The following is a 23,870-nucleotide window of genomic DNA, read 5'->3' as shown; positions in this document are numbered from 1 at the left end:
CCATGATGACTTCTTCGCGACGGCTCGCCCCCGCGGCGGCCCTGGCCGGCCTGCTGTGCCTGGGCCTGGCCGCCTGCGGCGGTGGCACCACCAAGGATTCGGCCTCCGCCGCGCCCTCCGCCGCCGTCTCCTCGGCCGCGCCGGCCGCCGCCGACCCGAACGCCCCGATCAAGGAGGGCCTCAAGATCGCCTTCCTGCCCAAGGCGATCAACAACCCCTACGAGACGATCGTCGACAAGGCCGGCATCGAGGCCGCGGCCGAGTACAAGGGCGAGGCCAAGGAGGTCGGCCCGTCGGACGCCTCGGCGTCCTCGCAGGTGTCCTACATCAACACGCTGACGCAGCAGGGCCAGGACGCCATCCTCATCGCCGCCAACGACGCCAACGCGGTGTGCGGGCCGCTGAAGCAGGCCATGGCCAAGGGCATCAAGGTCGTCTCCTACGACTCCGACGCCGCCAAGGACTGCCGCGACCTGTTCATCAACCAGGCCAGCTCCGAAGAGGTCGGCCGCAGCCAGGTCAAGCTCATGTCGGAGCTGGTCGGCGGCAAGGGCGAGATCGCGATCCTGTCGGCGACCGCGAACGCGACCAACCAGAACACCTGGATCGAGTTCATGAAGGACGAGCTCACCAAGCCCGAGTACAAGGACCTCAAGCTGGTCAAGGTCGCCTACGGCGACGACGACGACCAGAAGTCCTTCCAGGAGACCCAGGGCCTGCTGCAGGCGTACCCCGGCCTGAAAGGCATCATCTCGCCGACCACGGTGGGCATCTCGGCCGCCGCCCGCTACATCTCCGGCACCGACTACAAGGGCGAGGTCGCGCTGACCGGCCTCGGCACCCCCAACCAGATGCGGCAGTTCGTCAAGGACGGCACCGTCGAGAAGTTCGCCCTGTGGAACCCCAAGGACCTCGGCTACCTGGCCTCCTACGCCGCAGCGGCCCTGGTCTCCGGCCAGATCACCGGCGCCGAGGGCGAGACGCTGAAGGCGGGCAAGCTCGGCGAGCGCACCATCGGCAAGGACGGCGAGATCATCCTCGGCCCGCCGTTCACCTTCGACAAGGACAACATCGACGAGTTCGACTTCTGACCGACAGCCCCGGGTACGGCGCGCGGACCGCGCCGTACCCCTCATCCCGGAGGGCCGCATGCCGCGCGTCTGCTTCCTGCTGAAAGTACGCCAGGACCGGTTGGCGGAGTACCGCGAGCGGCACGCCGCCGTGTGGCCCGAGATGCTGGACGCGCTGCGCGACACCGGCTGGCGCAACTACTCGCTATTCCTGCGCGAGGACGGCCTCCTGGTCGGCTACCTGGAGACCGACGACTTCGAGGCGGCCCAGCGCGCGATGGCCGCGACCGAGGTCAACGCCCGCTGGCAGGCGGAGATGGCGCCCATGTTCGAAGGCCTGGACGGCGGCGCCCCCGACTCCGGCATGACGCCGCTGACCGAGGTGTTCCACCTGCCCTGACCGGCGGGCGACCCGCACTGGACGGAACCGAACCTGTTGATCCCGGGGGGATACGACACATGAGTGACCTGCACGCCGGGCTGGCGAGCCTGGCGATCGAGACGCCCTCGTGGGCCTACGGCAACTCCGGCACCCGGTTCAAGGTGTTCGCGCAGAAGGGCGTGCCGCGCGACCCCAGGGAGAAGCTCGCCGACGCCGCCCAGGTGCACGCCTTCACCGGGGCCGCGCCCACGGTGGCGTTGCACATCCCCTGGGACAGGGTGGACGACTACGCCGCGCTCGCCGCGCACGCCCGCGACCTGGGCGTGGCGATCGGCACCATCAACTCCAACGTGTTCCAGGACGACGACTACATGCTCGGGTCGGTCACCAACCCCGACCCTCGGGTGCGCCGCAAGGCCCTCGCCCACCTGCTCGAATGCGTCGACATCATGGACGCCACCGGCTCGCGCGACCTGAAGCTGTGGTTCTCCGACGGCACCAACTACCCCGGCCAGGACGACGTCCGCGCCCGGCAGGACCGCCTGGCCGAGGCGCTGAGCGAGGTGTACGCGCGGCTCGGCGGCGACCAGCGGATGCTGCTGGAGTACAAGCTGTTCGAGCCCGCCTTCTACATGACCGACGTGCCCGACTGGGGCACCGCCTACGCGCACTGCCTCAAGCTCGGCCCCAAGGCGCGGGTCGTGGTGGACACCGGGCACCACGCCCCGGGCACCAACATCGAGTTCATCGTCGCCCTGCTGCTGCGCGAGGGCCGGCTCGGCGGCTTCGACTTCAACTCCCGCTTCTACGCCGACGACGACCTCATGGTCGGCGCGGCCGACCCGTTCCAGCTCTTCCGCATCATGCACGAGGTGGTGCGCGGCGGCGGCCTTGAGCCGTCCACGGGCGTGGCGTTCATGCTCGACCAGTGCCACAACATCGAGCCGAAGATCCAGGGACAGATCCGCTCGGTGATGAACGCCCAGGAGGCGACCGCCAAGGCCCTGCTGGTGGACGCGGCGGCGCTGCGGGCCGCCCAGGAGGCCGGGGACGTGCTCGGCGCCAACGCCGTGCTGATGGACGCGTACGACACCGACGTGCGCCCGCTGCTCGCCGAGTGGCGAAGCGGCCGCGGCCTGGACGGCGACCCGATCGCCGCCTACCAGGCCTCGGGATACCAGGAGAAGATCGTCGCTGCCCGGGTGGGCGGCACGCAGGCGGGCTGGGGGGCCTGATGGACGTCGACGAGCTGCTCGGCCGCTGTCACACGCTGGGCGCGGACCCGCGCAACACCAACTACGCCGGGGGCAACGCCTCGGCCAAGGGCCCGGGCCACGACCCGGTCACCGGCGCCGACGTCGAGCTGATGTGGGTCAAGGGCTCCGGCGGCGACCTCGGCACGCTGACCGGGAACGGCCTGGCCGTCCTGCGCCTCGACCGGCTGCTCGCCCTGCGCGAGGTGTACCCGGGCGTCGAGCGCGAGGACGAGATGGTCGCCGCGTTCGACTACTGCCTGCACGGGCGCGGCGGCGCGGCGCCGTCGATCGACACCGCCATGCACGGCCTGGTCGACGCCGCGCACGTGGACCACCTGCACCCCGACGCCGGCATCGCCGTCGCCGCCGCCGAGGACGGGCCCGAGCTGACGCGTCGCGTCTTCGGCGACCGCGTGCTGTGGGTGCCCTGGCGGCGCCCCGGCTTCCAGCTCGGCCTCGACATCGCCGCCATCAAGGAGGCCAACCCGCAGGCGATCGGCGTGATCCTCGGCGGCCACGGCATCACCGCGTGGGGCGCGACCTCCGGGGAGTGCCAGGCCCGCTCCCTGGAGATCATCCGCACCGCGGAGCGGTACCTGGCCGAGCACGGCCGCCCCGACCCGTTCGGCCCGGTCGTGCACGCCCCGCTGGAGGAGGCCGCGCGGCACGCCCGCGCCGCCGCGCTGTTCCCGGTGCTGCGCGGCCTGGCGAGCACCGACGCCCGGCAGGTCGGCCACTACACCGACACGCCCGAGGTGCTCGACTTCCTGTCCCGCGCCCGGCACCCCGAGCTGGCCGCGCTGGGCACCTCCTGCCCCGACCACTTCCTGCGCACCAAGGTCGCCCCGATGGTGCTCGACCTGCCGCCGGACTCTCCCCTGGAGGAGGCGGTCGCCCGGCTGCGCGAGCTGCACGCCGCCTACCGCGACGACTACCGCGCCTACTACGAGCGGCACGTGGTGCCGGGCTCGCCCGCGATGCGCGGCGCCGACCCGGCGATCGTGCTGGTGCCGGGCGTGGGCATGTTCTCCTTCGGCAAGGACAAGCAGACCGCCCGGGTGGCCGGCGAGTTCTACGTCAACGCGATCAACGTGATGCGCGGCGCCGAGTCGGTCTCCCGGTACCGGCCGATCGAGGAGTCGGAGAAGTTCCGCATCGAGTACTGGGAGCTGGAGGAGGCGAAGCTGCGCCGGATGCCAGCTCCCAAGCCGCTCGCCACCCGCGTCGCGCTGGTCACCGGGGGCGGTTCGGGCATCGGCGCGGCGACCGCGCGCCGGCTCGCCGCCGAGGGCGCCTGCGTCGTCGTCGCCGACCGCGACCTCGGCGCGGCCGAGAAGGTCGCCGCCGAGATCGGCGCCAGGGCGCTGCTGCCCGGCGACGCGGCGGTGGCCGTGGAGGCGGACGTCACGAGCGAGGAGCAGGTCGCCGAGGCCGTGCGCCAGGCGGTGCTCGCCTTCGGCGGGGTCGACCTGGTCGTCAACAACGCGGGCCTGTCGCTGTCGCGCTCGCTGCTGGAGACCACGGTCGCCGACTGGGACCTGCAGCACGACGTGATGGCCAGGGGCTCCTTCCTCGTCTCCCGCGAGAGCGCCCGGGTGATGGTCGACCAGGGCCTGGGCGGCGAGATCGTCTACATCTCCTCCAAGAACGCGGTGTTCGCGGGGCCGAACAACCTGGCCTACGGGGCGGCCAAGGCCGACCAGGCCCACCAGGTGCGGCTGCTGGCGGCCGAGCTGGGCGGGCACGGCATCCGCGTCAACGGCGTCAACCCCGACGGGGTGGTGCGCGGCTCGGGCATCTTCGCCTCCGGCTGGGGCGCCAACCGGGCCGCCGTGTACGGGGTTGAGGAGTCCGAGCTGGGCGAGTTCTACGCCCGGCGGACGCTGCTCAAGCGGGAGGTGCTGCCCGAGCACGTCGCGGCGGCCGTCTTCCACCTGACCCAGCTCTCCCACACCACCGGCCTGCACATCCCGGTGGACGCCGGGGTCGCGGCCGCGTTCCTGCGCTGAGACCGAAAGGCGCGACCAGCACGGAAAGGCACAACCAGCATGGCAGGCAAGAAGGTACGCGTCGGGCTCGTCGCGGGCGGGCTGGGGGCCTACTGGCCCCAGTTCCCCGGCCTGCTCCCGCAGCTCCAGGAGTCCGCTCGCCGCGTCGCCGAGCGCATGCGCGGCTTCGACGCCGAGATCGTCGACGTCGGGTTCGTCTCCGACGCCCAGGAGGGGGCCGCCGCCGCCGAGAAACTGCGTGTCGCCGGCTGCGACCTCATCGTCGGCTTCCTCACCACGTACATGACCGCCACCATGCTGCTGCCGATCGCCCAGCGCAGCGGCGCGCCGGTGCTGCTGGTCAACCTGCAGCCGACGCCGTCGATGGACCACGCCACCTTCGACACCGGCCAGTGGCTGGCGTACTGCGGCGCCTGCCCGCTGCCGGAGATGGCCAACACCTTCCAGCGCTGCGGCGTCCCGTTCCGCTCGGTCTCGGGGTACCTGGAGGACGAGCGGGCGTGGGCGCGCATCGGGCGCTGGGTGCGCGCCGCGGGCGTGCGCGCGACGCTGCGCCACGGCCGGCACGGCCTGATGGGGCACCTGTACCCCGGCATGCTCGACGTGTCCACCGACCTCACGCTGGTGTCGTCCAACTTCGGCGGGCACGTCGAGGTGCTGGAGTTCGACGACCTGCGCGTGCGGGTGGAGAAGGTCACCGACGCCGAGGCCGCAGCCAAGCGCGCCGAGGCCGAGGAGGTCTTCGAGCTCGCCGACACCGTCAAGGGGGCCGACCTCGACTGGGCCGCCCGGGTGGCCGTCGGGCTCGACCGGCTGGTCGCCGACTTCGAGCTGGACAGCCTCGCCTACTACCACCGGGGGCTCGACGGCGAGGTGCACGAACGGCTCGGCGCGGGCATGATCCTGGGCGCCTCGCTGCTCACCGCCCGCGGCGTGCCCGCGACCGGCGAGTACGAGCTGCGCACCAGCCTGGCCATGCTCATCATGGACCGACTCGGCGCCGGCGGCTCCTTCACCGAGCTGCAGGCGCTGGACTTCGAGCGCGGCCACGTCGAGATGGGCCACGACGGCCCCGCCCACCTGGCCATCAGCGCCGGGAAGCCGTTGCTGCGCGGCCTCGGCGTCTACCACGGCAAGCGCGGCTACGGCGTGTCGGTGGAGTTCGACGTCAGGCACGGCCCGGTCACCGCGTTCGGCCTCATCCAGCGCCCCGACGGCCGTTTCGCCTTCCTCGCCTCCGAAGGCCGCACCGTGGCGGGCCCGCTCCTGCGGATCGGCAACACCACCTCCCGCGTGGACTTCGGCCGCGACCCCGGCGAGTGGACCGACGAGTGGAGCGCCACCGGCGTCTCCCACCACTGGGCCCTCGGCACCGGCCACCGCACCGCCGACCTCAAGGCCCTCGCCGACCTGCTGGACGTCGACCTCCACCAGGTCTGAGCAGCCACTTCGCCACGCCGGATGTTTGCCGGTCCCCAGCCGGGATAGCTGTTGATCCATACGAGAGGTGGGTCATATGGAACAGCGGATACCCGGCACCGACGGTGCCGGACACGATGAGGCGCACGAGCCCGGTTCGCCGGAGGGCATGAGCTCGGGCGAGGTGGAGAGCCGCAGCGAGCTCGCCAAGTGGATCAGCGGCACCCACGTGTTCCCCGCCGACCGGGCGACGCTGCTGGAGCGGGCGCGGTCGGAGGGGGCGCCCGACGGTGTCCTGGCCGTCGTCCGGTCCCTGCCGGATCGCACGTTCGACAACATGGAGGACGTCGCCGCGGAGCTCGGCCTCAGCGGCGGCGAGCAGCACGCGTAGCCGTCCACCGCGGTCGCCGGTCGGCGCGGGTGAGCTTCACCCGGTGCCGGTCCGACGACCAGGGCGGCCGAGCCGGGTGAACTGCTCCACGTGCCGGTTCTGGCCGCCCGTTCCAGGGCATCTTCCCGCTGGGGCCCTGCGCCCTTCGTCGGTCACTCCACGTGAGTGGCCGATGGCTCTCGGTGTCCGAGGGTTCGCGCGGACCGCCCCTGATCTCATGTCGAAGGAGAACGATGGAAGAGTCCCATCCGGTGAAGGCGGCGGTGGAGAAGGTCGCCGGCAAGATGGCCGAGGCGGTCTCCGGTGACGGCAAGGCCGGTGTCGCGCCCGGCGGGCCCGCTCCCGAGCCGCCGCCGGTCGACGAGCCGACCGCGCCCCGGGGGCCTCTGCCGCCGAAGCCCGACCAGCGCGGGCCCGGGCCGTACTCGCCCACGGGGCAGCGCACGGACGTCCCGCCCGCCGCCAGGGCGCAGGGCGGGCAGTACCTGACCACGGCCCAGGGGCTGCGGCTGGCCGACACCGACCACTCGCTCAAGGCGGGCCCCCGGGGCCCGGTCCTGCTGCAGGACCACCACCTGCGCGAGAAGATCATGCACTTCGACCACGAGCGCATCCCCGAGCGTGTCGTGCACGCCCGCGGCGCCGCGGCGCACGGCGTCTTCCGCGGCTACGGCTCCGCCGCCAACATCACCAAGGCGGCGTTCCTCGCCAAGGACGTGCGCACGCCGGTGTTCGTCCGTTTCTCGCCGGTGCTGGGCTCACGGGGCTCGGCGGACACCGTACGCGACACGCGGGGGTTCGCCACGAAGTTCTACACCTCCGAGGGCGTCTTCGACCTGGTCGGCAACAACATCCCGGTGTTCTTCATCCAGGACGCGATCAAGTTCCCCGACGTCATCCACGCGGGCAAGCCGCATCCCGATCGGGAGATCCCGCAGGCGCAGAGCGCGCACGACACCTTCTGGGACTTCGTCTCCCTGCACACCGAGGCGACGCACCACACCCTGTGGAACATGTCCGACCGCGGCATCCCGCGCTCGTACCGCACGATGGAGGGCTTCGGCGTCCACACCTTCCGGCTGGTCGACGCGGCGGGCGGCACGACGCTGGTGAAGTTCCACTGGAAGCCCAAGGCCGGGGTGCACTCCCTGCTGTGGGAAGAGGCGCAGATCATCAACGGCGTCGACCCCGACTTCCACCGGCGCGACCTGGCCGACGCCATCGAGGCCGGCGCGTACCCCGAGTGGGAACTCGGCATCCAGATCTTCCCCGACACCCCCGAGCAGACCTTCCAGGGCATCGACCTGCTGGACCCGACCAAGATCGTCCCGGAGGAGCTGGCGCCCGTCCAGCCGATCGGCCTGCTCACCCTCGACGCCAACCCGAGCAACTACTTCGCCGAGACCGAGCAGGTCGCCTTCCACCCGGGCCACCTGGTGCCGGGCATCGACGTCACCGACGACCCGTTGCTGGCCGGGCGGCTGTTCTCCTACCTCGACACCCAGATCAGCCGGCTCGGCGGCCCCAACTTCGGGCAGATCCCGATCAACCGCACGCACGCCCCCGTCAACGACATGCTCCGCGACGGGATGCACCAGACCGCGGTGCACACCGGTGTGGCCCCCTACAAGCCCAACACGCTCGACGGCGGCTGCCCCTTCTTCGCGGGCGCGCAGGAGGGCGGGTACGTCGAGGTGCCCGTTCCGGTGCCGGCGGCGCGGAAGGTGCGCGAGGCGCCCGCCTCGTACGCCGACCACTTCAGCCAGGCGAGGCTGTTCTGGCTGAGCATGACGCCGGTGGAGCGCGAGCACATCATCGCGGCGTACACCTTCGAGCTGGGCAAGGTCTACGAGCAGGTGATCAAGGAGCGCACGCTGAGGACGCTCGCCGAGATCGACCCCTACCTGTGCGAGCAGGTGGCGGCCGGCCTCGGCCTGCCGGCGCCCCAGCCCTCCGGGCCGCTGCCGCAGGCCGACCCGAGCCCGGCGCTCTCGCAGCTCGGCGACACCTGGCCCACCGCGGGGCGGGTCATCGGCATCGTCGCCGGCCCCGGCAGCGACCTGGACGCCGTCGCGACCGTCCGCCAGGCGATCCTGGACGGCGGCATGGTGCCGCTGGTCGTCGCGCCGACCGGCGGGGTGCTCGGGACGGCCGACGGCGAGCCCGTCGTGGTGCAGCGCACCTTCGCCACGGCGCGGTCGGTGGAGTTCGACGCCCTGCTGGTGGCCGGCGCGCCCGCGCCCGGCGCGGACGCCTACGGCGCCCGCGACGCCAAGGCCGCGAACGGCGCCTCCGCCGGGGCGGTGGTGGATCCCCGGGTCGCGCTGATGCTCGCCGAGGCCTACCGCCACGCCAAGCCCCTCGGCGGCTGGGGCGGCGCCGACGCGGCCCTCACCGCCGCGGGCGTCCCCGAGGGCGCCCCCGGCGTCCTCCTCGGCGACGCCCCCGAGGCGATCCTCGGGGAGACCGTCCGCCTCCTGGAGCACCACCGCGTCTGGGCCCGCTTCCCCGCCGCGTCCGAACTGGTCTGACGCCCCTCCGGCACCCCGGGCCCGGCCCGAAAGGGCGGGGCCCGGATCACTCGCTCAGCCCGATCCGCGCGTGCACCCGCCGCAGGGGGCTGGGCGCCCACCAGTTGGCCCGGCCCGCGAGCCGCATGAAGGCCGGAACCATGATCGCCCGAATGATCGTGGCATCCACCAGGATCGCCACCGCCATCCCTACGCCGAGCATCTGCACGAAGGAGACGCCCGCGGTGACATAGGCCGCGAAGGAGATCGCCAGGATCGCACCGGCGGCGGTGATCAGCGGGGCGCTGTGCTGGAGCCCTGCCGTGACGGCGGCGGCGGTGTCGCCCGTGCGGTCGTACTCCTCCCTGATCCGCGACAGCAGGAACACCTCGTAGTCCATCGAGAGCCCGAACCCGATGCAGAACATCAGGATGGGAATGCTCGGATCGAGGGTGCCCGTCGCGGTGAAGCCGAGCAGGCCCGACAGGTTCCCATCCTGGTAGATCCACACGAGCGCGCCCAGCATCACCGACAGGCTCAGCAGGTTGAGCACCGTGGCCTTCAACGGGATCAGAAGGCTTCCCGTCATCAGGAACAGGATGACGAACGTCACCACGAGGATCAGCCCGAGCAGCAGCGGGAGCCGGTCCACCACCGCCTGCCGGTAGTCGCCGAGCTCTGCCGGGTAGCCGCCGACCAGCACCTCGAACGGCGCCGCTTGCGCCCGCACGTCCCGCACCAGGCCCACCGGATCACGCTCCATAAGCTCCGCGGACGGCACCACGGACAGCCAGGTCCCCTCGTCGCCCTGGAACCGCCCGGGATCGCCGTCGCCGACCCGCTGCCCCCCGGCATAGGATCCCGCCGCCGAGTCCACCTGGGCGACCCCGGGCAGCCGCGACAGCGCGGCCGCGTAGCCGGGCACCGCCGCCGCGTCGGCGGTCCCGGCGGAGACGACCTGCAGCGCGTCGCTCTCCTCCGCGGGGAACTCCGCCCGGATCACCTCGGAGGTCTGCCGCGCCGGCGCCGAGGTGGGCAGGATGCGATCGTCCGCGACGCCGAAGTTGAGCCCGAGGAAGGGCGAGCCGAGCAGCAGGAGCACCACCGTCGCCACTCCGCCGAAGATCAGCGGCTTGCGCATGACGCGCGTGGCCAGGCCGCGCCAGAACGTGCCGTCCTCCTCCTTCGTACGCCGGGGCAGCACATGGTCACCGATCGCGGCGAGCACCGCGGGCAGGACGATCACGGCGCCGACCACTCCCCCGATGACCACCGCGATCCCCGCGTAGCCGAAGGACCGGAAGAAGTCGAAGGGCATCAGCAGCAGCACCGCGAGCGAGGCCGCCACGGTCACTCCACTGAAGATCACCGTACGGCCTGCCTTCTCGACGCTTCTGGCGACCGCCTCGTGCCGGTCATGGCCCAGCCGTACCTCTTCGCGGAACCGCGAGACGATGAACAGCGCGTAGTCGATGCCGAGGCCGAGGCCGAGCGCCAGCGTCAGGTTGAGCGCGAAGGTGGAGACATCGGAGTAGAGCAGCGGCAGGCGGATCAGAGCCAGCGAGACCACCATCACGAAGACGCCCAGCACGATGGGCACCACGGCCGCCACCAGGCGGCGCAGGAAGATCCAGAGCAGTATGAACACCAGGGGAAAGATCACCATCTCGGCCCGCACGAAGTCCTGCCTGGCCAGCGGGACGGTCTGGCGGTAGACCTCCTCCCCGCCGCCCGCCCGAACGGTGATCGTGTCATCGTCTCGGGTCAGCTCGGGGATGATTCGCGGCAGGATCCGTCCCCTGACCACATTGGCGTCCCCCGGGATACGCGCGAGCACGAGCGCGTGCGCGCGGTTCTCGCTGCGCAGCGTCGCGGGGGTGCCCCGCGACCAGTAGGAGGCGGCCTCGGCCACGCCGTCGAAGGCGGCCAGCCGGCTCGTCAGCTCCCGGCCGGCGGCGGCCACGGCGGGGTCGTCCACGTTTCCGCCCTTGGCGGTGACGAGCAGGACGAGGTCGGCGCTACCCGTGCCGAACCGCTCGGCCAGCTCGTTCTGCGCCCGGTCGGACTCCGAGCCCGGCGCGTCGTAGCGGGCGAGGGACAGCCCGCTCACGGTGCCCGCCGCCAGCGTGCCCATGACGACCGTGCCGAGCAGGGCCAGGATCATCACCAGGCGGCGGCGCCGTACCAGCAGGTAGCCGAGGCGGCGCAGCGGGGGCGCCGGCGGCGCGGTCACCGGAGGGGTATGGGCGCGGACGATCATCTTGATCAACCCCGAAGTCGGTAAACTACTCGTATTTAGCGATGAACTGAGAAATACAAGTAAACGCTCGCATTTGTCAAGGTGGACGGTGATCCATGGTCGAGACACGCAAGCCTGTACGCCGCCAGGCGCGCGGCCTCAAACGCATGGAGGAGATCCTCGACGCGGCGGAGGAGGTGATCGCCGACATCGGCTACGCCGAGGCGACCACCAACGCGATCGCCGCGCGAGCCGGGATGTCGCCGGGCTCGCTGTACCAGTTCTTCCACAACAAGGAAGAGATCCTGGAGTCCCTGCTCGCCCGGTTCACCGACGGCAGGCGGCAGCACTGGAACGAGCGGCTGACCGGCGACGTGACGCGGATACCGCTGACCGAGCTGATCGACCAACTCGTCGATGAGATCGCCGACTTCAAGCGCAGCCGCCCCGCCTACTGGGCACTGCTGCACGGCTCGGCGACCGGCGACCGCCTGGCCTGGGCCTCCGAGCAGCTCCACACGGACATCGCCACGCGCGTCGCGCAGGTCCTTTCCACACGCGCCCCGCACCTCGACCAGGAGCGCTGTCTCACGCTGGCCACCATGTCGCTGGCGACGGTGAAGGCCGTCATGCCGCTTGTCGCCTCGGCGCCGCCGCAGCGCTCTGCCGAGCTCATCGCCGAACTGAAGACGATGCTGGCGGCCTACCTGACCCCCGCCCTCGACGAGTGAGACGCGGGCCGGTGCCACCGCGTGCCCGCCCACCCGCCCGTCCGGACCGCAGTGCTCGGCCGGCCGCATCACCGACACCAGCCCCGCATAGGCGACCTGATGCTAGGAACTGCCATGGTTTCGGGGGCTTAAGCAGTAATTGGAGCACCAGATGTGGAACGCGCCAACGGTGGTGATTCCTCACCCGTCTCCTCTGGTGTCTCATCCCCCACACGAGGAGTCCCCGTGCGCCGCCGTTCCCTCATCGCCGCCGTCCTGCTGACCGGCGGCCTGGCCGTCGTCGCCCAGCCGGCGCAGGCCGCCGCCCCCGCGGTGCAGATCACCAAGGTGTACTACGACAGCCCGGGCGTCGACCGGCGCGGCAACGCCAGCCTGAACGGCGAGTACGTGGTCGTGAAGAACATGACGAAGAAGACCGTCAGCGTGGAGGACTGGACCCTGCGCGACAGGACCGGCTACCGGTACACCTTCGGCGCGATGGTCATCAAGCCCGGCAGGACCGTCACCGTGCGCACCGGCCAGGGGGACGGCGGCACCAGCACCGTCTACTGGGGGCGGCGGGCCTACGTGTGGAACAACGACACCGACACCGCCTACCTGCGCCGCGCCGACGGCAAGCTGGTCGACTCCTGCTCCTACGACAGCACCCGATACGACTACAAGAACTGCTGAGCGCCCGCCGGCTCGGGCCGGAGGTCGGTGCGGGCCTGGCCCGTGGCCGGGTCGAACGGGTAGGACACGTGCTGGTGGATCATCTTCCACTCGCCGTCGATCTTCTGGAACACCCGCGTGCCGCGGGACCACGACTCGACCGTCCGCCCGCCGGGCTCCTGCGCGCGCATGTGGTTCAGGCCCCAGGTGACGGCGATGTCGCCGCGGACGATGACCTGGAGGTCGGGGATGTCCCACCGGAAGTCGCCCGTCATGAGTTCGAAGCCCTCACGGCAGACTTCGCGGATGGCGGGCACTCCGGTGTACACGAGCGGGATGCCGTGCTCGTAGGAGACCGCGTCATCGGCGATCTTCGACATCGCGGCGTCCAGATCCTTGGCCGAGGAGTCCCTGAACCACTCCTCGAAGGTCGCGCGCACTTCCTCTTCGGGGGTCGTGCTCATGATGGGTCCTTTCCGGGTCGTCCTGTCGTGGTCACGGCCGGGCGTTCGCGCTCAGCCGCTCGTCGAGCTTGCCGAAGCACCCCTGCCAGCCTTCGGCGACGCCGTCGCGCAGGGCGGCCGAGTCGAAACCCGTCTGCAGGAACGCCATCTCGGTCTTCGCGCCCCGCTCGGCGAAGGCGACGGTCACCAGCGTGTCGGCGCCGAGGTAGCCGTCGGGGGGCTGCTGGAGGAGCGTGAAGACCAGCCTCTCGGGCTCCACCACCTCGCGGAACTCGCCGGACTCCCGGAACAGCTCGCCCTCGGCCGACCGGTAGTGGACGTGCCACCGGCCGCCCGGCCGGGGGTCGACCTCGCAGTCGGTGACCGAGAACCCCTCCGGCGCGAACCACGCGCCGAGGTCTTCGGCCCGCACCCACGTGCGGAACACGAGGGCGCGCGGGGCGTCGAAGAGACGGACGATCGAGATCGATCGGGCCGGGTCGTCGTGTGGGGTCATCATGCTCTCCTGTCTTCGTCGTCGGAGGGCCGCTCCTCCTGCTCACGCAGCCGGGCGAGGCGCCCGTCGAGCCGGTCGAAGCGCTCCTGCCAGAGCCGCCGGTAGGAGTCGAGCCACTCGTCGATGTCGGCGAGCGGCTGCACCCGAAGCCGGCTGGGCCTGCGCTGGGCGTCCCGGCCGCGTGTGACGAGCCCCGCGGCCTCCAGCACGGCGATGTGCTTGGAGACGGCGCGCGGGGTCATGGCGAACGGTTCGGCGAGCTCCGCGACCGAGGCGTCACCGTTCCGCAGCCGGGCGAGGATCGCCCGCCGCGTGGGGTCGGCGAGTGCCGCGAACGCCGCGCTGAGCGGGTCACTCTCCAATGAGAACCTCCAGGTTCCGGAACCTGTTAGTACCATAACGGCGACGGCCGGAGAGTGCAACCGTCACGAGTCCGCCGGCATATATGGCAGCCTTGCCTTATATAAGTGGAAACTGTTACAGTCTCCGCCGTGATCGACATAAGCGACCAGATCAAAGCCATTCACCGTGACGTCGTCCGCCGGTCGGCCGACGGCGCCGAGAGCGTCGCCGTGGTGCTGCGGCGCGGCTACGACGCACCGGCCCAGGACGTGTGGGACGCCGTCACCGACCCCGCCCGCCTGAGGCGGTGGTTCCTGCCCGTCAGCGGCGAGCTGCGCGTCGGCGGCGACTTCCAGCTCGAAGGCAATGCCGGCGGCCGCATCCTGCGGTGCGAGGCGCCGCGCCTGCTGAAGGTGACGTTCGGCGCCGAGACCAGCGTGGTCGAGCTGCGCCTGTCCACCGAGGGCGACCGCGCCACCACCCTGGAGTTCGAGCACGCCGTCCCCCTGGAGATGGCCGGCAGCGGCGCGGGCGCGCTCTACGTCGGCCCTGGATGGGACGGCGCCCTCATGGCGCTGGGCCTGTTCCTCGACGGCCAGGTGGCCGACGACCCGGTCGCGGCGGCCGGCTCGCCGGAGGGCCAGGAGTTCTCCCGGCAGGCGGTGCACGCGTGGGTCGCGGCGATCGAGGCCTCGGGCACCGCCACCCCCGACGAGATCGCAGCCGCGTCCGAAGCCTCGCTGGCGCAGTTCGCCCCGGACGCCTCCGCCTGACCGCGACCGCCGTACCTGGGGAAACGGCATCATCTTCGGGGGCTCCGGCGGCCAGGCCGGGGACCGAACCGGTCGCCGGCCGGCGGGAGTGACCGCTACCGTCTCGATCACTAAGGGTGATCGGGACGTATGCTGCGATTAGCCCGCAGCGAGCGAGTCCGCAGGAGGAGATGTCCGTTGGCCATCGTGGTGCCGATCGCCGGAAAGACGGCGGAGACGCTGTGGTACCCGGCCGCCTCCCTGGTGATGCTCACCGGCCTGCCGGGGGCCGGCAAGTCAACCCTGCTGCGCCGCCTGTACGGCCTCGACGGGGCCGAGGTCGCGCCCGTGGTGGCGGGCACGGTCGTGGTGATCGACTCCGCCCAGTCGCGTGCGCACTGGGCGGGCAGGCTGCGGTGGGCGCCGGCGCGGGCCCGCACCGGCGTGGTGTTCGTCACCCACCTGTGGCGCATCCGCGGCGCGCTGCGCGGAGGGCGGCCGGTGGTCGCGCACAACCGCGGTTGTGGCCCGATCGTGCTGCGGGTCATGGCCTGCCTGGCCCGCCGCAACGGCGCGGGCCTGCACCTGCTGATGCTCGACGCCCACCCCGAGGCGGCGCTGGTCGGCCAGTACGCCCGGGGCCGGGTCGTGGCGCCGGCGACCTTCCAGCGTCACAGCCGCCGCTGGACGAGCCTGGTCGCGGAGGTCCGCGCGGGCAGGACGGCCCCGGCGGCCAGCGCCCACCTGCTCGAACGCGCCACCGCCGACCGTCTGGACGGCATCTGCTTCGGCGAGGCCCCGGCCGCGTAACCTGGCACGGGCACGGGGCACGGGTGCGGGACACCGGGAAGGGAGCCATGGCGTGGACCTTGAGCAGCGCGGGGCGGCGTTCGCCGACTTCTGGCGGGAGCGGCACCTTTCCACGCTGACCACCGTCCGCCCCGACGGCACCCCGCACGTCGTGCCCGTAGGGGTCACGCTCGACGTCGCCGAGGGCGTCGCCCGCGTGATCACCTCCGCCGGCTCGGTGAAGGCCCGCCTGGCCGCCGCGGCCGGAGCCGAAGGCGTCCCCGTGGCCGTCTGCCAGGTCGACGGCCGCCGCTGGTCGACGCTGGAAGGCCGCGCGACCGTGCGCGACACCCCCGACGAGGTCACCGCGGCCGAACAGCGCTACACCGAACGCTACAAACCGCCCCGCCCCAACCCCCAGCGCGTGGTCCTGGAGATCCGCGTGACCCGCGTGCTGGGCAACGTCTAAGCCGTTCGAAGGGCCCTCGCCGTCGGGTGAGGGCCCTTCTGTCTGCCTGAGGCCCGGGTTCAGGCGCTCAGGGTGCCGTCCTTGATGCCGCTCACGAACGCGGACCACGTTCCCGGCGTGAAGGCCAGGGCCGGGGTGGTCGGGGTCTTGCTGTCCCTGACGGCGACGACACCCGGCAGGTTGGCGGCGACCTCGACGCAGTTGCCGTTGTCTGTGCTGTAGGTGCTCTTGCGCCACTGTGCGCTCCGAAGGTCACCCACTTTGATTCACCACTTCCTCTATGAGTCGGAGTGACTGTTTGAACGGTAGGGCCTCAGACCGGATCGCGTCATATCGGGCGGCGAGCTCCGCGATTACCCGCCGGTCGTCGATCGTCCGTCCATTGGGCTGCGCATCCGTATAAGCGGCGAAGACCGACCCGTTCCGTTCGGCGACGATGAACCCGCCAGCCAGCCCACAGTGCTCCCCAGCGTCGTGGAGCACGATCTGCAGGGTCACGTTCCGATGCTGAGCGACATCCAACAGGAACCCCAGTTGCTCCCGCATGATTTCCGCGCTTCCGACACGACGACGGATCACCCCTTCATCTATAACGAAGGTGACAAGGGGGGCATCGGCCCGGTGCAGGATCGACTGGCGCCGCATGCGGCCTGCCAGGCGCTCCTCAACTTGTTCCGAGGTGAGGCCGGGGGCTGTCATGAACATCGCGCGAGCGTACGCCTCGGTCTGGAGAAGGCCGGGGACGATCGACGGCTCCCAGCTCCGAAGAACATGCGCCTCTTCCTCTTCTACCAGCCACGGTCGAAGGTGCGCCTGCGCTTTGTCCCACCTCGTGGCGACGTAGAGGCCGTACATCGTGCCGTCCAGGCAGAGGGCCTTGTCGCATGCTTTGGCGAAGTCGTCCGTCGGTGACCGCGTAAGGGTCTCGACCATGGCCACCAGGGAGTCGGAGTACCCCATGCGGGAGGCCAGCGCCTTCTGGGAGAGCCTGGCCGCGTGCCGGTAGCGGCGCAGTTCGGCGGCGAACAGGGCGCGCGGGGATTCGTTGGGGTCCAGCTCTTTTCGGGGGGACAAATCATACCTCCCTATCCGAATATCGACAGATCAGGACTCACTAACGCACTCACATAAGGTGTGAGTTTAGGTGAGGGTCATTCTCTTCTCATCGTAACCACCAGCCGCCACTCTGGTAAGGCGAAGTCCCTCAAGACGCGCGTTCCTTCGGGCGAACGAAAAGGCGAGCGCATGCGTATAGGAAGACTGCTGGGCGTCATAGAACTGGCCGGTACTCCCGAATCGGCCAAACTCGCGCGTGTCTTCGCGGGCGAGAAACTCGGCGCGGGACATCCGGCGCTGGACGACGTCACGTTACTGGTCTCCGAGGTCGTCACGAATTCGTTGATCCACTCGGACTCCGCGAACGGCGGGAAGATCACTGTGGCGCTCGCCGACTGCCACGATTTCGTGCACGTCGACGTCGTGGACGCCGGGGGCGACACGGTGCCGCACGTCCGCGACGACGCGGGCGGCGAGGGAGGGCACGGCCTGGCGATCGTCCAGACTCTCGCGGCCCGGTGGGACGTGCGCGAGGGGCCCGGCTGCCGCACGGTGTGGTTCCAGGTGGAGTACGCCCGCGCGAGCGCGCGGGCGGTCCCCCGGCGGCGGGAGCCACCCGCGGACGTCGTCGCGGAGCGGGGCGCATAGGGTCGCCGGCATGGCGCTGCGACCTGTCCAGGTGAACATCAAGGCTCTCGATGCCTCGGCTGTCGGCCGGTTCTGGGCGCAGGCGCTCGGCTGGAGTGCCCACAGCCCCGGCGTGACCACCTACGTCGGGCCGGTCGGCGAATTCGTCTGGCCAGACCCGGTCGCCGTCGGCGTCGACGTCGTTCCCGTCCCCGAACCCAAGACGGCGACGAAGAACCGTGTGCACCTCGATCTCGCCACCACCTCGGCGGCCCATCAGGCGGAGCTGGTCGCGCGTCTCCAGGCGCTCGGTGCGACGCCCGCCGACGTCGGCCAGGGTGACGTGCCGTGGACGGTCCTGGCCGACCCGGAGGGCAACGAGTTCTGCGTGCTGGAGCCCCGGGAGGTCTACCGGGACACCGGGCCGATCGCCGCGGTGGTGGTCGACTGCGCGGACCCGCGGGCCATGGCACGGTTCTGGGGCGAGGCGATCGACTGGGCCACGCACGAGGTGACCGACGATTACGCGGTGCTGCGCTCCGCCAAGGGGGGCGGCCCGTACCTTGAGTTCCTCCGCACGCCAGGCCTGAAGACCGTGCCCGACCGCGTCCACCTCGACCTGCTGCCGTATCCCGGTGACGACCAGGCGGCGGAGGTGGCCCGGCTGCGCGCTCTCGGCGCGACCGGCCTCGACCTCGGCCAGGGCGACGTCCCATGGACGTGCCTGGCCGACCCGGAGGGCCACGAGTTCTGCGTCCTCGCCCCCTCCTGACGCGGTACCTCAACGACCCTTCGGCTTATGTCGCGGTCAACCGGATCAGGGCTATTCCTTCCCTTTCTGTCGCCGTCGCTCCGCCTTTCCCGGGGGCGAACAAACGGAAGATGGGCCGACAACTCCGTTGAACGGCCGGCGCGTCGAGTTCACACCCAATCGAATACCTCGACGCGCCGCCCAGGTCGTTCACTCGGAGGGCTCTCGAAGGTTCGAGTCCTTCCGCCCCCACACCGCGCACAGCCGTGACGAAAGACACCCGCTCACGAGGAATCCGGACACATTGTGAACAGCGAGCCCCCGGCCCGTCGCGTTCAGCGTGGCCGCGCCAGGCCCGCTTGTGCCTGGATGTCCCGGGTGGCGGCGTCCAGGGCGCTCGCTTCGGGGATCGTGGTGTTGTCCTCGTAGGTGACGCCCGCCGGTACGTCCTTCGCGCCCACCGGGTCGGCGTCCCAGAAGTTGCCCCGGTAGACGACGTTCTCCAGCGGAGGCGTGACCTGAAGGACGGCGGTGTTGTCCGCGCGCATGACGACGTTCCGCTCGACCGTCACCCAGCGGGCCCCGTAGTCGGTGTAGAGGGCGAAGTTGTAGGGCGTGCGGGTGTCCTTGATGACGTTGCCGCTGATGAGCGCGCCGTCGTCGGGGCCGTCGCCCTGCGGGCCCGACAGGTAGACGCCGCCGCCGTCGGCGAGGACCCCCATGCTGCCGGTGACGAGGTTGCCCACGATCCGGGTGCCGTGCGCGGGCCCGGCCACGATGCCGCAGTGCGGGACGTCCGAGACGTGGTTGCGCGTCACGGTGCAGTCGCGGGTGCCGCCGACCGCGATGCCGGGGGAGCCGGAGTAGTCGAGGCCGACGTGCTGGACGCGGTTGCCCTCGACCAGCACGGCCCGGCCGCCGGTGACGGTGACGGCGGAGGCGGCGAGCGTGTCGAAGTCGCAGTCGCGCACGGTGAGGTCCGCGCCGCCGGTGAGCCCGAGCCCGGTGGCTCCCAGCCGGGTGAAACGGCAGTCCTCGACCCGCACGCCCGTGCTGTCGTCGACGCGGACGCAAGCGGGGATCAGGGCCGACTCACGGGGGACCGTCACCCACGCCTCGCCCTCGACGATGGTGACCTTGTCGACCGGGCCGCCTTCGTAGTAACCGCCGCCGTGGTAGTGCAGGAACCCGTCGGCGCTGGGACGCAGCCACGTGGCGTCGGCGAAGACCAGCCCCTTGAACGTGACGCCGGCCGCGCCCGTGACACGCAGCAGCGTCTCCAGCACGGGCGCGATCACCGGGGTGCGCTCGGGATGCTCGCCGGGGCGGGGCAGGTAACGCAGGACGTGGTGGCCCGGGCGTGAGCGGTCGAGCACGAAGGTGCCGGGCTCGGTGAGGAAGGCGGTGTCGTTCTCCACCCGGGTGGGCAGGCCGGGGCCGCGCGAGGAGTGCCCGCCATAGGAGTAGTTGTACAGGTCTCGCGCCCGGGCGAACGCGGGCTGCGCCATGGTGACGACGGTGGACCCGGGGACGACGGCGCCGCTCCCGCCGTCGGCTGAGGCGTCGCTGTCAGCTGAGGCGTCGCCGTCGTCTCCCTCGGCTGAGGCGTCGCCGTCGCCGGCACCTCCGTCGGCGGCATCGCGGGCGGTGACGGCGGACGCCACGGGGCAGCGGGCCTCGGTCCACGGGTAGACGCCCCGGTAGACGAACTCGACGTCGGCGGGGTTGTGCCAGCCGAGCGTGACGTCCGTGACGTAACCCGTCTCCGTGCCGGTCACGGTGCCGGGCAGCGCGCCGATGGAGGCGCGTTCGGCCCGGCGGTCGCCGACGTGGAGTTGGCGGGTGTCCAGGTCGCCGACGTCCGCCACCCACACGCCGTCGAGGACGCGCCAGCCGGTGACGCGGCGGCCGCCGCTGACGACCGGCCGCTCCCGGCCCGGAGTGCCGTGGTCGTAGGCCTGGAAGACGACGTTCCCCCCGGTGATTTCGAGCGTCTCCTCCAGCACGTGCGTGCCCGCCCTGAGGTGGACGACCACCGCGCCGGCCGCCTCACGCGCGGCGCGCGCGGCCCGCGCGAGAGTGGCGTACGGCCGGTGCTCGGTCCCCGGCCAGGAGTCGTCACCCTGCGGATCGACGTGGAACTCCGTCACGAGAGAGCCCTCTTTTCTGTTTATGGTGTACACAAGATATAACACCATAGACGAGAGAGGTGGCGATGGCCAGAGGCGGTGCGGAGGATCCCGACCACGGTGTGGAGCTGCTGTGGCGCGAGACCGGCGAGGAGCCCCGGCAAGGGCTCAGCGCGGGCAGGATCGTGCGCGCCGCCGTCGAGCTGGCCGACGCCGAGGGCCTCGAAGGGCTGTCGATGCGCAAGGTCGCCGAGCGGCTCGGCTTCACCACCATGTCGCTCTACCGCCACGTGCCCGGCCGTGAGCAGCTCCTCGACCTCATGCTCGACGCCGTGCGCGGGGAGCGCCCGCTCCCGACCGGCGGGGACGGCTGGCGGGCGCGGCTGGAGGCCTGCGCCCGCGACGGCTGGGAGTTGCGCAGGCGCCATCCGTGGGTGGCCGAGGTGCGCGGCAGCCGCCGCCTGCCCGGCCCCAACGCCATCGCCTACTACGACCACATGCTCGGCGCGGTCGCGGGCACCGGCCTCGCCCCCGCGCAGATGATCGCCGCGGTGAACCTGGTCGGCCGCTTCGTCGACGCCGAGGCCCTCACCCTGGTGGAGACCGCGCGGCTCGAACGGAGCAGCGGGGTGAGCGAGCAGGAGTGGTGGGGCGCCCGCGACTCGCTCTACCAGCGGCTCGACCGCTTCCCCACGCTCACGGCCCTGTGGGAGGCCGGCGGCTACGACCGCCCGGAGGACTCCTTCGAGTTCGGCCTCGCACGCGTGCTCGACGGCATCGAGGCGCTCATCGACCGCCAGCGTGACGAAATGGGTGACGAAACTAGCGGCGAAAGTAGTGGCGCACCCTGCCGCGTGTGCGGCAGGCCGGTCGACCGCCCCACTTCGGGCCGGCCCCGCGTGTACTGCTCACGCGCCTGCCAGCAACGCGCGTACCGCAGACGCCAGGACGGGTGACACGGCGGCGGCGGTCACGGCCGTGAGGGTGAGGTCACGGCCGTGACGGTGCCGCTGGGACGGCTGCTCGTGAGGGGTCAGTCCTCCGGCTTGGCGTCGGTGGTGCCGGGGCCGGGCGTGCCGGGGCCGGGCGTGCCGGTGGTGCCGGGGCGGGGGGTGCCGGGGGTCGTGGTGCCACGGTCGGCGTCGGCGTCGGGGGCGTCCTCGCCGGCGGGGTCGTCGGCCGACGGGGGAGGCGCGGGGCGGCAGCTCTCGCCGCAGCCGCCGAAGCGCTCCTTGTCGACGGGGGTGAACGGCGTCGGCTCGACGTTCCGCAGCGCCGCGATCATCGTGTCCCGCCAGATCGGGCCCGGGATGCTGCCGCCGAACACCGAGCCGTAGTAACGCCCGCCGATCGTGACGCCGATCAGCTTGTGCTCCTGGGAGCCGCGCGGGTCGCCGAGGCTGACCGCACCGGCCAGATCGGGGGTGAACCCGGCGAACCAGGCGCTGGCGTAGCCGTCGGTGGTGCCGGTCTTGCCCGCCGCGTCGCGGCCGATGCCGCCGGCGGCGCGCATGGTGCCCTTGGTGAACACGCCGGACAGCACGTCGGCCGCCGCGTCGGCCACCTGGGGGTCGAGCGCCTGGCGGCACTCGGGCCGGTAGGTGGTGGCCTTGCCGTCGCGGTCGGTGATGCGGGTGATCGCCATCGGCTCGCAGTACCTGCCGCGCGCGCCGATCGCGGCGTACGCGTTGGCCACGGTCACGGGGTCCATCTCGTTGATGCCGAGCGTGAACGTCTCGTACTCCTGGAGCTTGAGCCCGTCGGACCGGTGGATCCCCAGCGACTTGGCGATCTTGATCGTGTCGCAGAGCCCGACCCGCTGCTCCAGCGTCATGAAGAAGGTGTTCACCGAGCCCCACGTGCCGGTGCGCAGCGTCTTCCAGCCAGGAGTGCCCTCGTCGTTGGTGACGGTGTGCGTCGGGTCGCCGATGTTGCCACCCTGGCAGTTCTTGAACGAGGAGTAGCCCGCCGCGCGAAAGCCCGCGCCGACGTTGAAGCCGTCGTCGAGCTTCATGCCCTTGTTCAGGGCGTTGAGCAGGGTGAAGGTCTTGAAGGTGGAGCCGGCCTGGAGGCCGACGGCGCCGCCGTGCGCGGCGTCGGCGACGAGGTTGTAGGAGACCTCGTTCTTCGCCTTGCTCCGGCCGAACACCCGGCTGGCGGCCATGGCCTTGATCGCCCCGGTGCCCGGCTGCACCAGGGCCTCGGCCGCCGCCGGGCCGTCGGAGCGGCGGACCCACTTCCTGATGGCCTTGTCGGCCGCCGCCTGCATGCCGGGGTCGAGCGTCGTCCTGATCGTCAGGCCGCCGCGGTTGAGGAACTCGAGACGGGCCTGCGACGTCGCGCCGAAGTCGGCGTTGTTCAGGATCTCGTTGCGGACGTACATGCAGAAGTACGGATACCTGCCGGCCTCGCAGCCGCCGGGCAGCTTCGTGCCCTTGTAACCGAGCTTGGCGGCCTTCGCGGCGGTGGCCTGGGCCGGGGTGATCTCGCCCAGCTCGGCCATGCGGTCGAGCACGACGTTGCGCCGCTTCAGCAGCCGCTCACGGTGCTTCCTGCCCAGGTTGGGGTCGGTGGCGTTGGGATCCTGCACGGCCCCCGCCAGCGTCGCCGCCTGCGGCAGCGTCAGCTCGTTCGCCTTGACGCCGAAGAAACGCTTGGCCGCCGCCTCGACGCCGTAGGCGCTCGCGCCGAAGTAGGCGATGTTGAGGTACTTCTCCAGGATCTGGTCCTTGGTGTACTTCTGCTCGATGGCCATCGCGTGCCGCAGCTCGCTGAGCTTGCGCGCGTAGCTGGCCTCCAGCGCCTTGTTCTTCTCCTGGGTGGTGTCGGCGGAGTTGAGCAGCACCTGCTTGACGTACTGCTGCGTGATGGTCGAACCGCCCTCGCTCACCCCGCCGGCGCTCAGGTTCCTGGCGAACGCGCGAAGGGTTCCCTCCAGGTCGATCGCGCCGTGCTCGTAGAACCGGTAGTCCTCGATCGAGAGGATCGCCGTCTTCATGACGTCGGCCATCTCGTGCAGCCCGACGACCTCGCGGTACTCCTCGTAGAACCGGGCGATCTCGTTGCCCCTCACGTCCTGCACGATCGTGACCTCCGCCGGCGGAGGTTCGGTGAGGTCCTCCGGCTTGAGGTTCACCTCGTTCGCCGCCGCCATGAAGCCGAACCCCGCGCCCCCCACGGCCGGGAAGGCGATCCCCGCGACCAGCACGCCCGCGGCCGCCCCCACGGCGACCAGGCGACCGATCTTCGACATGACCCCCGGCTGATTCTCGCCCCGTTCCAACATGGGCAAAAGGTTAGGGGATTCCCATGCGGCCCGTTGACCTCGGCAACCTAC

General features: G+C 71.4%; 23 protein-coding genes. 15 read left to right on the top strand and 8 right to left on the bottom strand.

Annotated elements, in window-relative coordinates; translation table 11 throughout:
• Positions 1 to 5: 5 nt before the first annotated feature.
• From rhaS to PYR91_RS07970, 7 genes are all read left to right on the top strand, one after another.
• Complete coding sequence (gene rhaS / locus PYR91_RS08000) at positions 6 to 1,091, top strand: rhamnose ABC transporter substrate-binding protein (protein WP_279778611.1); 1,086 nt, start codon at positions 6 to 8, stop codon at positions 1,089 to 1,091.
• Positions 1,092 to 1,149: 58 nt separating this feature from the next.
• On the top strand, positions 1,150 to 1,470 hold the full coding sequence (locus tag PYR91_RS07995) for an L-rhamnose mutarotase (RefSeq protein WP_279778610.1): 321 nt from the start codon (positions 1,150 to 1,152) through the stop codon (positions 1,468 to 1,470).
• Between the two features lie 59 nt (positions 1,471 to 1,529).
• Positions 1,530 to 2,687 carry an L-rhamnose isomerase gene (gene rhaI, locus PYR91_RS07990; RefSeq protein WP_279778609.1) on the top strand — a complete coding sequence of 386 codons (1,158 nt, stop codon included), beginning with the start codon at positions 1,530 to 1,532 and terminating at the stop codon, positions 2,685 to 2,687.
• Entirely contained in the window at positions 2,687 to 4,717 is a 2,031-nt protein-coding gene (locus tag PYR91_RS07985) for a bifunctional aldolase/short-chain dehydrogenase (RefSeq protein WP_279778608.1), read from the top strand. Before rhaI ends, PYR91_RS07985 begins: the two co-directional genes overlap by 1 nt.
• 39 nt (positions 4,718 to 4,756) lie before the next feature.
• Positions 4,757 to 6,157, top strand: a complete 1,401-nt coding sequence (locus PYR91_RS07980) for an L-fucose/L-arabinose isomerase family protein (RefSeq protein ID WP_279778607.1) — start codon at positions 4,757 to 4,759, stop codon at positions 6,155 to 6,157.
• A 76-nt stretch (positions 6,158 to 6,233) separates the two neighbouring features.
• On the top strand, positions 6,234 to 6,527 hold the full coding sequence (locus PYR91_RS07975) for a DUF2795 domain-containing protein (protein WP_279778606.1): 294 nt from the start codon (positions 6,234 to 6,236) through the stop codon (positions 6,525 to 6,527).
• A 233-nt stretch (positions 6,528 to 6,760) separates the two neighbouring features.
• Positions 6,761 to 9,058 carry a catalase gene (locus PYR91_RS07970; RefSeq protein ID WP_279778605.1) on the top strand — a complete coding sequence of 766 codons (2,298 nt, stop codon included), beginning with the start codon at positions 6,761 to 6,763 and terminating at the stop codon, positions 9,056 to 9,058.
• Positions 9,059 to 9,104: 46 nt separating this feature from the next.
• On the opposite strand, the gene PYR91_RS07965 is transcribed toward PYR91_RS07970, so the two are convergent.
• On the bottom strand, positions 9,105 to 11,270 hold the full coding sequence (locus PYR91_RS07965) for an MMPL family transporter (RefSeq protein ID WP_279778604.1): 2,166 nt from the start codon (positions 11,268 to 11,270) through the stop codon (positions 9,105 to 9,107).
• 122 nt (positions 11,271 to 11,392) lie between these two features.
• Here PYR91_RS07965 and PYR91_RS07960 point away from each other — a divergent pair, with 122 nt between their 5' ends.
• A complete protein-coding gene (locus PYR91_RS07960) occupies positions 11,393 to 12,007 on the top strand; it encodes a TetR/AcrR family transcriptional regulator (RefSeq protein WP_279778603.1) in 615 nt (204 codons plus the stop codon).
• 225 nt (positions 12,008 to 12,232) lie between these two features.
• On the top strand, positions 12,233 to 12,679 hold the full coding sequence (locus PYR91_RS07955; protein WP_279778602.1) for a lamin tail domain-containing protein: 447 nt from the start codon (positions 12,233 to 12,235) through the stop codon (positions 12,677 to 12,679).
• Here the strand turns inward: PYR91_RS07955 and PYR91_RS07950 are convergent.
• From PYR91_RS07950 to PYR91_RS07940, 3 genes are read right to left on the bottom strand one after another with little or no spacing between them, the layout of a single operon-like run.
• Positions 12,664 to 13,122: a nuclear transport factor 2 family protein gene (locus PYR91_RS07950; protein WP_279778601.1), complete on the bottom strand. Its 459-nt coding sequence runs from the start codon at positions 13,120 to 13,122 to the stop codon at positions 12,664 to 12,666. The two genes, PYR91_RS07955 and PYR91_RS07950, sit on opposite strands and share 16 nt — an antisense overlap.
• A 31-nt stretch (positions 13,123 to 13,153) precedes the next feature.
• A complete protein-coding gene (locus PYR91_RS07945) occupies positions 13,154 to 13,618 on the bottom strand; it encodes an SRPBCC domain-containing protein (protein WP_279778600.1) in 465 nt (154 codons plus the stop codon).
• Complete coding sequence (locus PYR91_RS07940) at positions 13,618 to 13,980, bottom strand: metalloregulator ArsR/SmtB family transcription factor (protein ID WP_279778599.1); 363 nt, start codon at positions 13,978 to 13,980, stop codon at positions 13,618 to 13,620. Before PYR91_RS07940 ends, PYR91_RS07945 begins: the two co-directional genes overlap by 1 nt.
• 129 nt (positions 13,981 to 14,109) lie before the next feature.
• Here PYR91_RS07940 and PYR91_RS07935 point away from each other — a divergent pair, with 129 nt between their 5' ends.
• From PYR91_RS07935 to PYR91_RS07925, 3 genes are all read left to right on the top strand, one after another.
• Positions 14,110 to 14,733 carry an SRPBCC family protein gene (locus tag PYR91_RS07935; protein WP_279778598.1) on the top strand — a complete coding sequence of 208 codons (624 nt, stop codon included), beginning with the start codon at positions 14,110 to 14,112 and terminating at the stop codon, positions 14,731 to 14,733.
• A 186-nt stretch (positions 14,734 to 14,919) separates the two neighbouring features.
• The gene (locus PYR91_RS07930) at positions 14,920 to 15,522 is read left to right on the top strand and encodes an AAA family ATPase (RefSeq protein WP_279779227.1); all 603 of its coding nucleotides are present in this window, start codon (positions 14,920 to 14,922) and stop codon (positions 15,520 to 15,522) included.
• A gap of 52 nt (positions 15,523 to 15,574) precedes the next feature.
• Complete coding sequence (locus tag PYR91_RS07925) at positions 15,575 to 15,970, top strand: TIGR03618 family F420-dependent PPOX class oxidoreductase (protein WP_279778597.1); 396 nt, start codon at positions 15,575 to 15,577, stop codon at positions 15,968 to 15,970.
• A 59-nt stretch (positions 15,971 to 16,029) separates the two neighbouring features.
• On the opposite strand, the gene PYR91_RS07920 is transcribed toward PYR91_RS07925, so the two are convergent.
• Complete coding sequence (locus PYR91_RS07920) at positions 16,030 to 16,230, bottom strand: DUF397 domain-containing protein (protein WP_279778596.1); 201 nt, start codon at positions 16,228 to 16,230, stop codon at positions 16,030 to 16,032.
• Positions 16,223 to 17,044 carry a helix-turn-helix transcriptional regulator gene (locus PYR91_RS07915; RefSeq protein ID WP_279778595.1) on the bottom strand — a complete coding sequence of 274 codons (822 nt, stop codon included), beginning with the start codon at positions 17,042 to 17,044 and terminating at the stop codon, positions 16,223 to 16,225. Before PYR91_RS07915 ends, PYR91_RS07920 begins: the two co-directional genes overlap by 8 nt.
• 171 nt (positions 17,045 to 17,215) lie before the next feature.
• Between PYR91_RS07915 and PYR91_RS07910 the strand changes: the two genes are divergently transcribed.
• Entirely contained in the window at positions 17,216 to 17,674 is a 459-nt protein-coding gene (locus PYR91_RS07910) for an ATP-binding protein (protein WP_279778594.1), read from the top strand.
• 10 nt (positions 17,675 to 17,684) lie between these two features.
• A complete protein-coding gene (locus tag PYR91_RS07905; protein ID WP_279778593.1) occupies positions 17,685 to 18,425 on the top strand; it encodes a VOC family protein in 741 nt (246 codons plus the stop codon).
• Positions 18,426 to 18,739: 314 nt separating this feature from the next.
• Here PYR91_RS07905 and PYR91_RS07900 read toward each other — a convergent pair whose 3' ends face one another.
• Positions 18,740 to 20,554: a right-handed parallel beta-helix repeat-containing protein gene (locus tag PYR91_RS07900; RefSeq protein WP_279778591.1), complete on the bottom strand. Its 1,815-nt coding sequence runs from the start codon at positions 20,552 to 20,554 to the stop codon at positions 18,740 to 18,742.
• Positions 20,555 to 20,619: 65 nt separating this feature from the next.
• On the opposite strand from PYR91_RS07900, the gene PYR91_RS07895 reads away from it, so the two are divergent.
• Positions 20,620 to 21,489: a TetR/AcrR family transcriptional regulator gene (locus tag PYR91_RS07895; RefSeq protein ID WP_279778590.1), complete on the top strand. Its 870-nt coding sequence runs from the start codon at positions 20,620 to 20,622 to the stop codon at positions 21,487 to 21,489.
• 77 nt (positions 21,490 to 21,566) lie between these two features.
• Here the strand turns inward: PYR91_RS07895 and PYR91_RS07890 are convergent, their stop codons facing one another.
• The gene (locus PYR91_RS07890; protein ID WP_279778589.1) at positions 21,567 to 23,786 is read right to left on the bottom strand and encodes a transglycosylase domain-containing protein; all 2,220 of its coding nucleotides are present in this window, start codon (positions 23,784 to 23,786) and stop codon (positions 21,567 to 21,569) included.
• Positions 23,787 to 23,870: the final 84 nt, after the last annotated feature.

Source organism: Sphaerisporangium sp. TRM90804 (assembly GCF_029846175.1).
Taxonomy (GTDB): Bacteria; Actinomycetota; Actinomycetes; order Streptosporangiales; family Streptosporangiaceae; genus Sphaerisporangium.
The sequence above is the reverse complement of the archived record's forward strand: the minus strand, read 5'-3'. Positions and strand labels throughout refer to the sequence as shown.

Excerpts from the sequence above, each read along its gene's own strand:
- PYR91_RS07985 (WP_279778608.1), top strand. The coding sequence starts at position 2,687 with ATGGACGTCGACGAGCTGCTCGGCCGCTGTCACACGCTGGGCGCGGAC.
- PYR91_RS07895 (WP_279778590.1), top strand. The coding sequence starts at position 20,620 with ATGGCCAGAGGCGGTGCGGAGGATCCCGACCACGGTGTGGAGCTGCTG.
- rhaI (WP_279778609.1), top strand. The coding sequence starts at position 1,530 with ATGAGTGACCTGCACGCCGGGCTGGCGAGCCTGGCGATCGAGACGCCC.
- PYR91_RS07970 (WP_279778605.1), top strand. The coding sequence starts at position 6,761 with ATGGAAGAGTCCCATCCGGTGAAGGCGGCGGTGGAGAAGGTCGCCGGC.
- PYR91_RS07910 (WP_279778594.1), top strand. The coding sequence starts at position 17,216 with ATGCGTATAGGAAGACTGCTGGGCGTCATAGAACTGGCCGGTACTCCC.
- PYR91_RS07945 (WP_279778600.1), bottom strand. The coding sequence starts at position 13,618 with ATGACCCCACACGACGACCCGGCCCGATCGATCTCGATCGTCCGTCTC.
- PYR91_RS07960 (WP_279778603.1), top strand. The coding sequence starts at position 11,393 with ATGGTCGAGACACGCAAGCCTGTACGCCGCCAGGCGCGCGGCCTCAAA.
- PYR91_RS07905 (WP_279778593.1), top strand. The coding sequence starts at position 17,685 with ATGGCGCTGCGACCTGTCCAGGTGAACATCAAGGCTCTCGATGCCTCG.
- PYR91_RS07950 (WP_279778601.1), bottom strand. The coding sequence starts at position 13,122 with ATGAGCACGACCCCCGAAGAGGAAGTGCGCGCGACCTTCGAGGAGTGG.
- PYR91_RS07890 (WP_279778589.1), bottom strand. The coding sequence starts at position 23,786 with ATGTCGAAGATCGGTCGCCTGGTCGCCGTGGGGGCGGCCGCGGGCGTG.
- PYR91_RS07975 (WP_279778606.1), top strand. The coding sequence starts at position 6,234 with ATGGAACAGCGGATACCCGGCACCGACGGTGCCGGACACGATGAGGCG.
- rhaS (WP_279778611.1), top strand. The coding sequence starts at position 6 with ATGACTTCTTCGCGACGGCTCGCCCCCGCGGCGGCCCTGGCCGGCCTG.
- PYR91_RS07980 (WP_279778607.1), top strand. The coding sequence starts at position 4,757 with ATGGCAGGCAAGAAGGTACGCGTCGGGCTCGTCGCGGGCGGGCTGGGG.
- PYR91_RS07995 (WP_279778610.1), top strand. The coding sequence starts at position 1,150 with ATGCCGCGCGTCTGCTTCCTGCTGAAAGTACGCCAGGACCGGTTGGCG.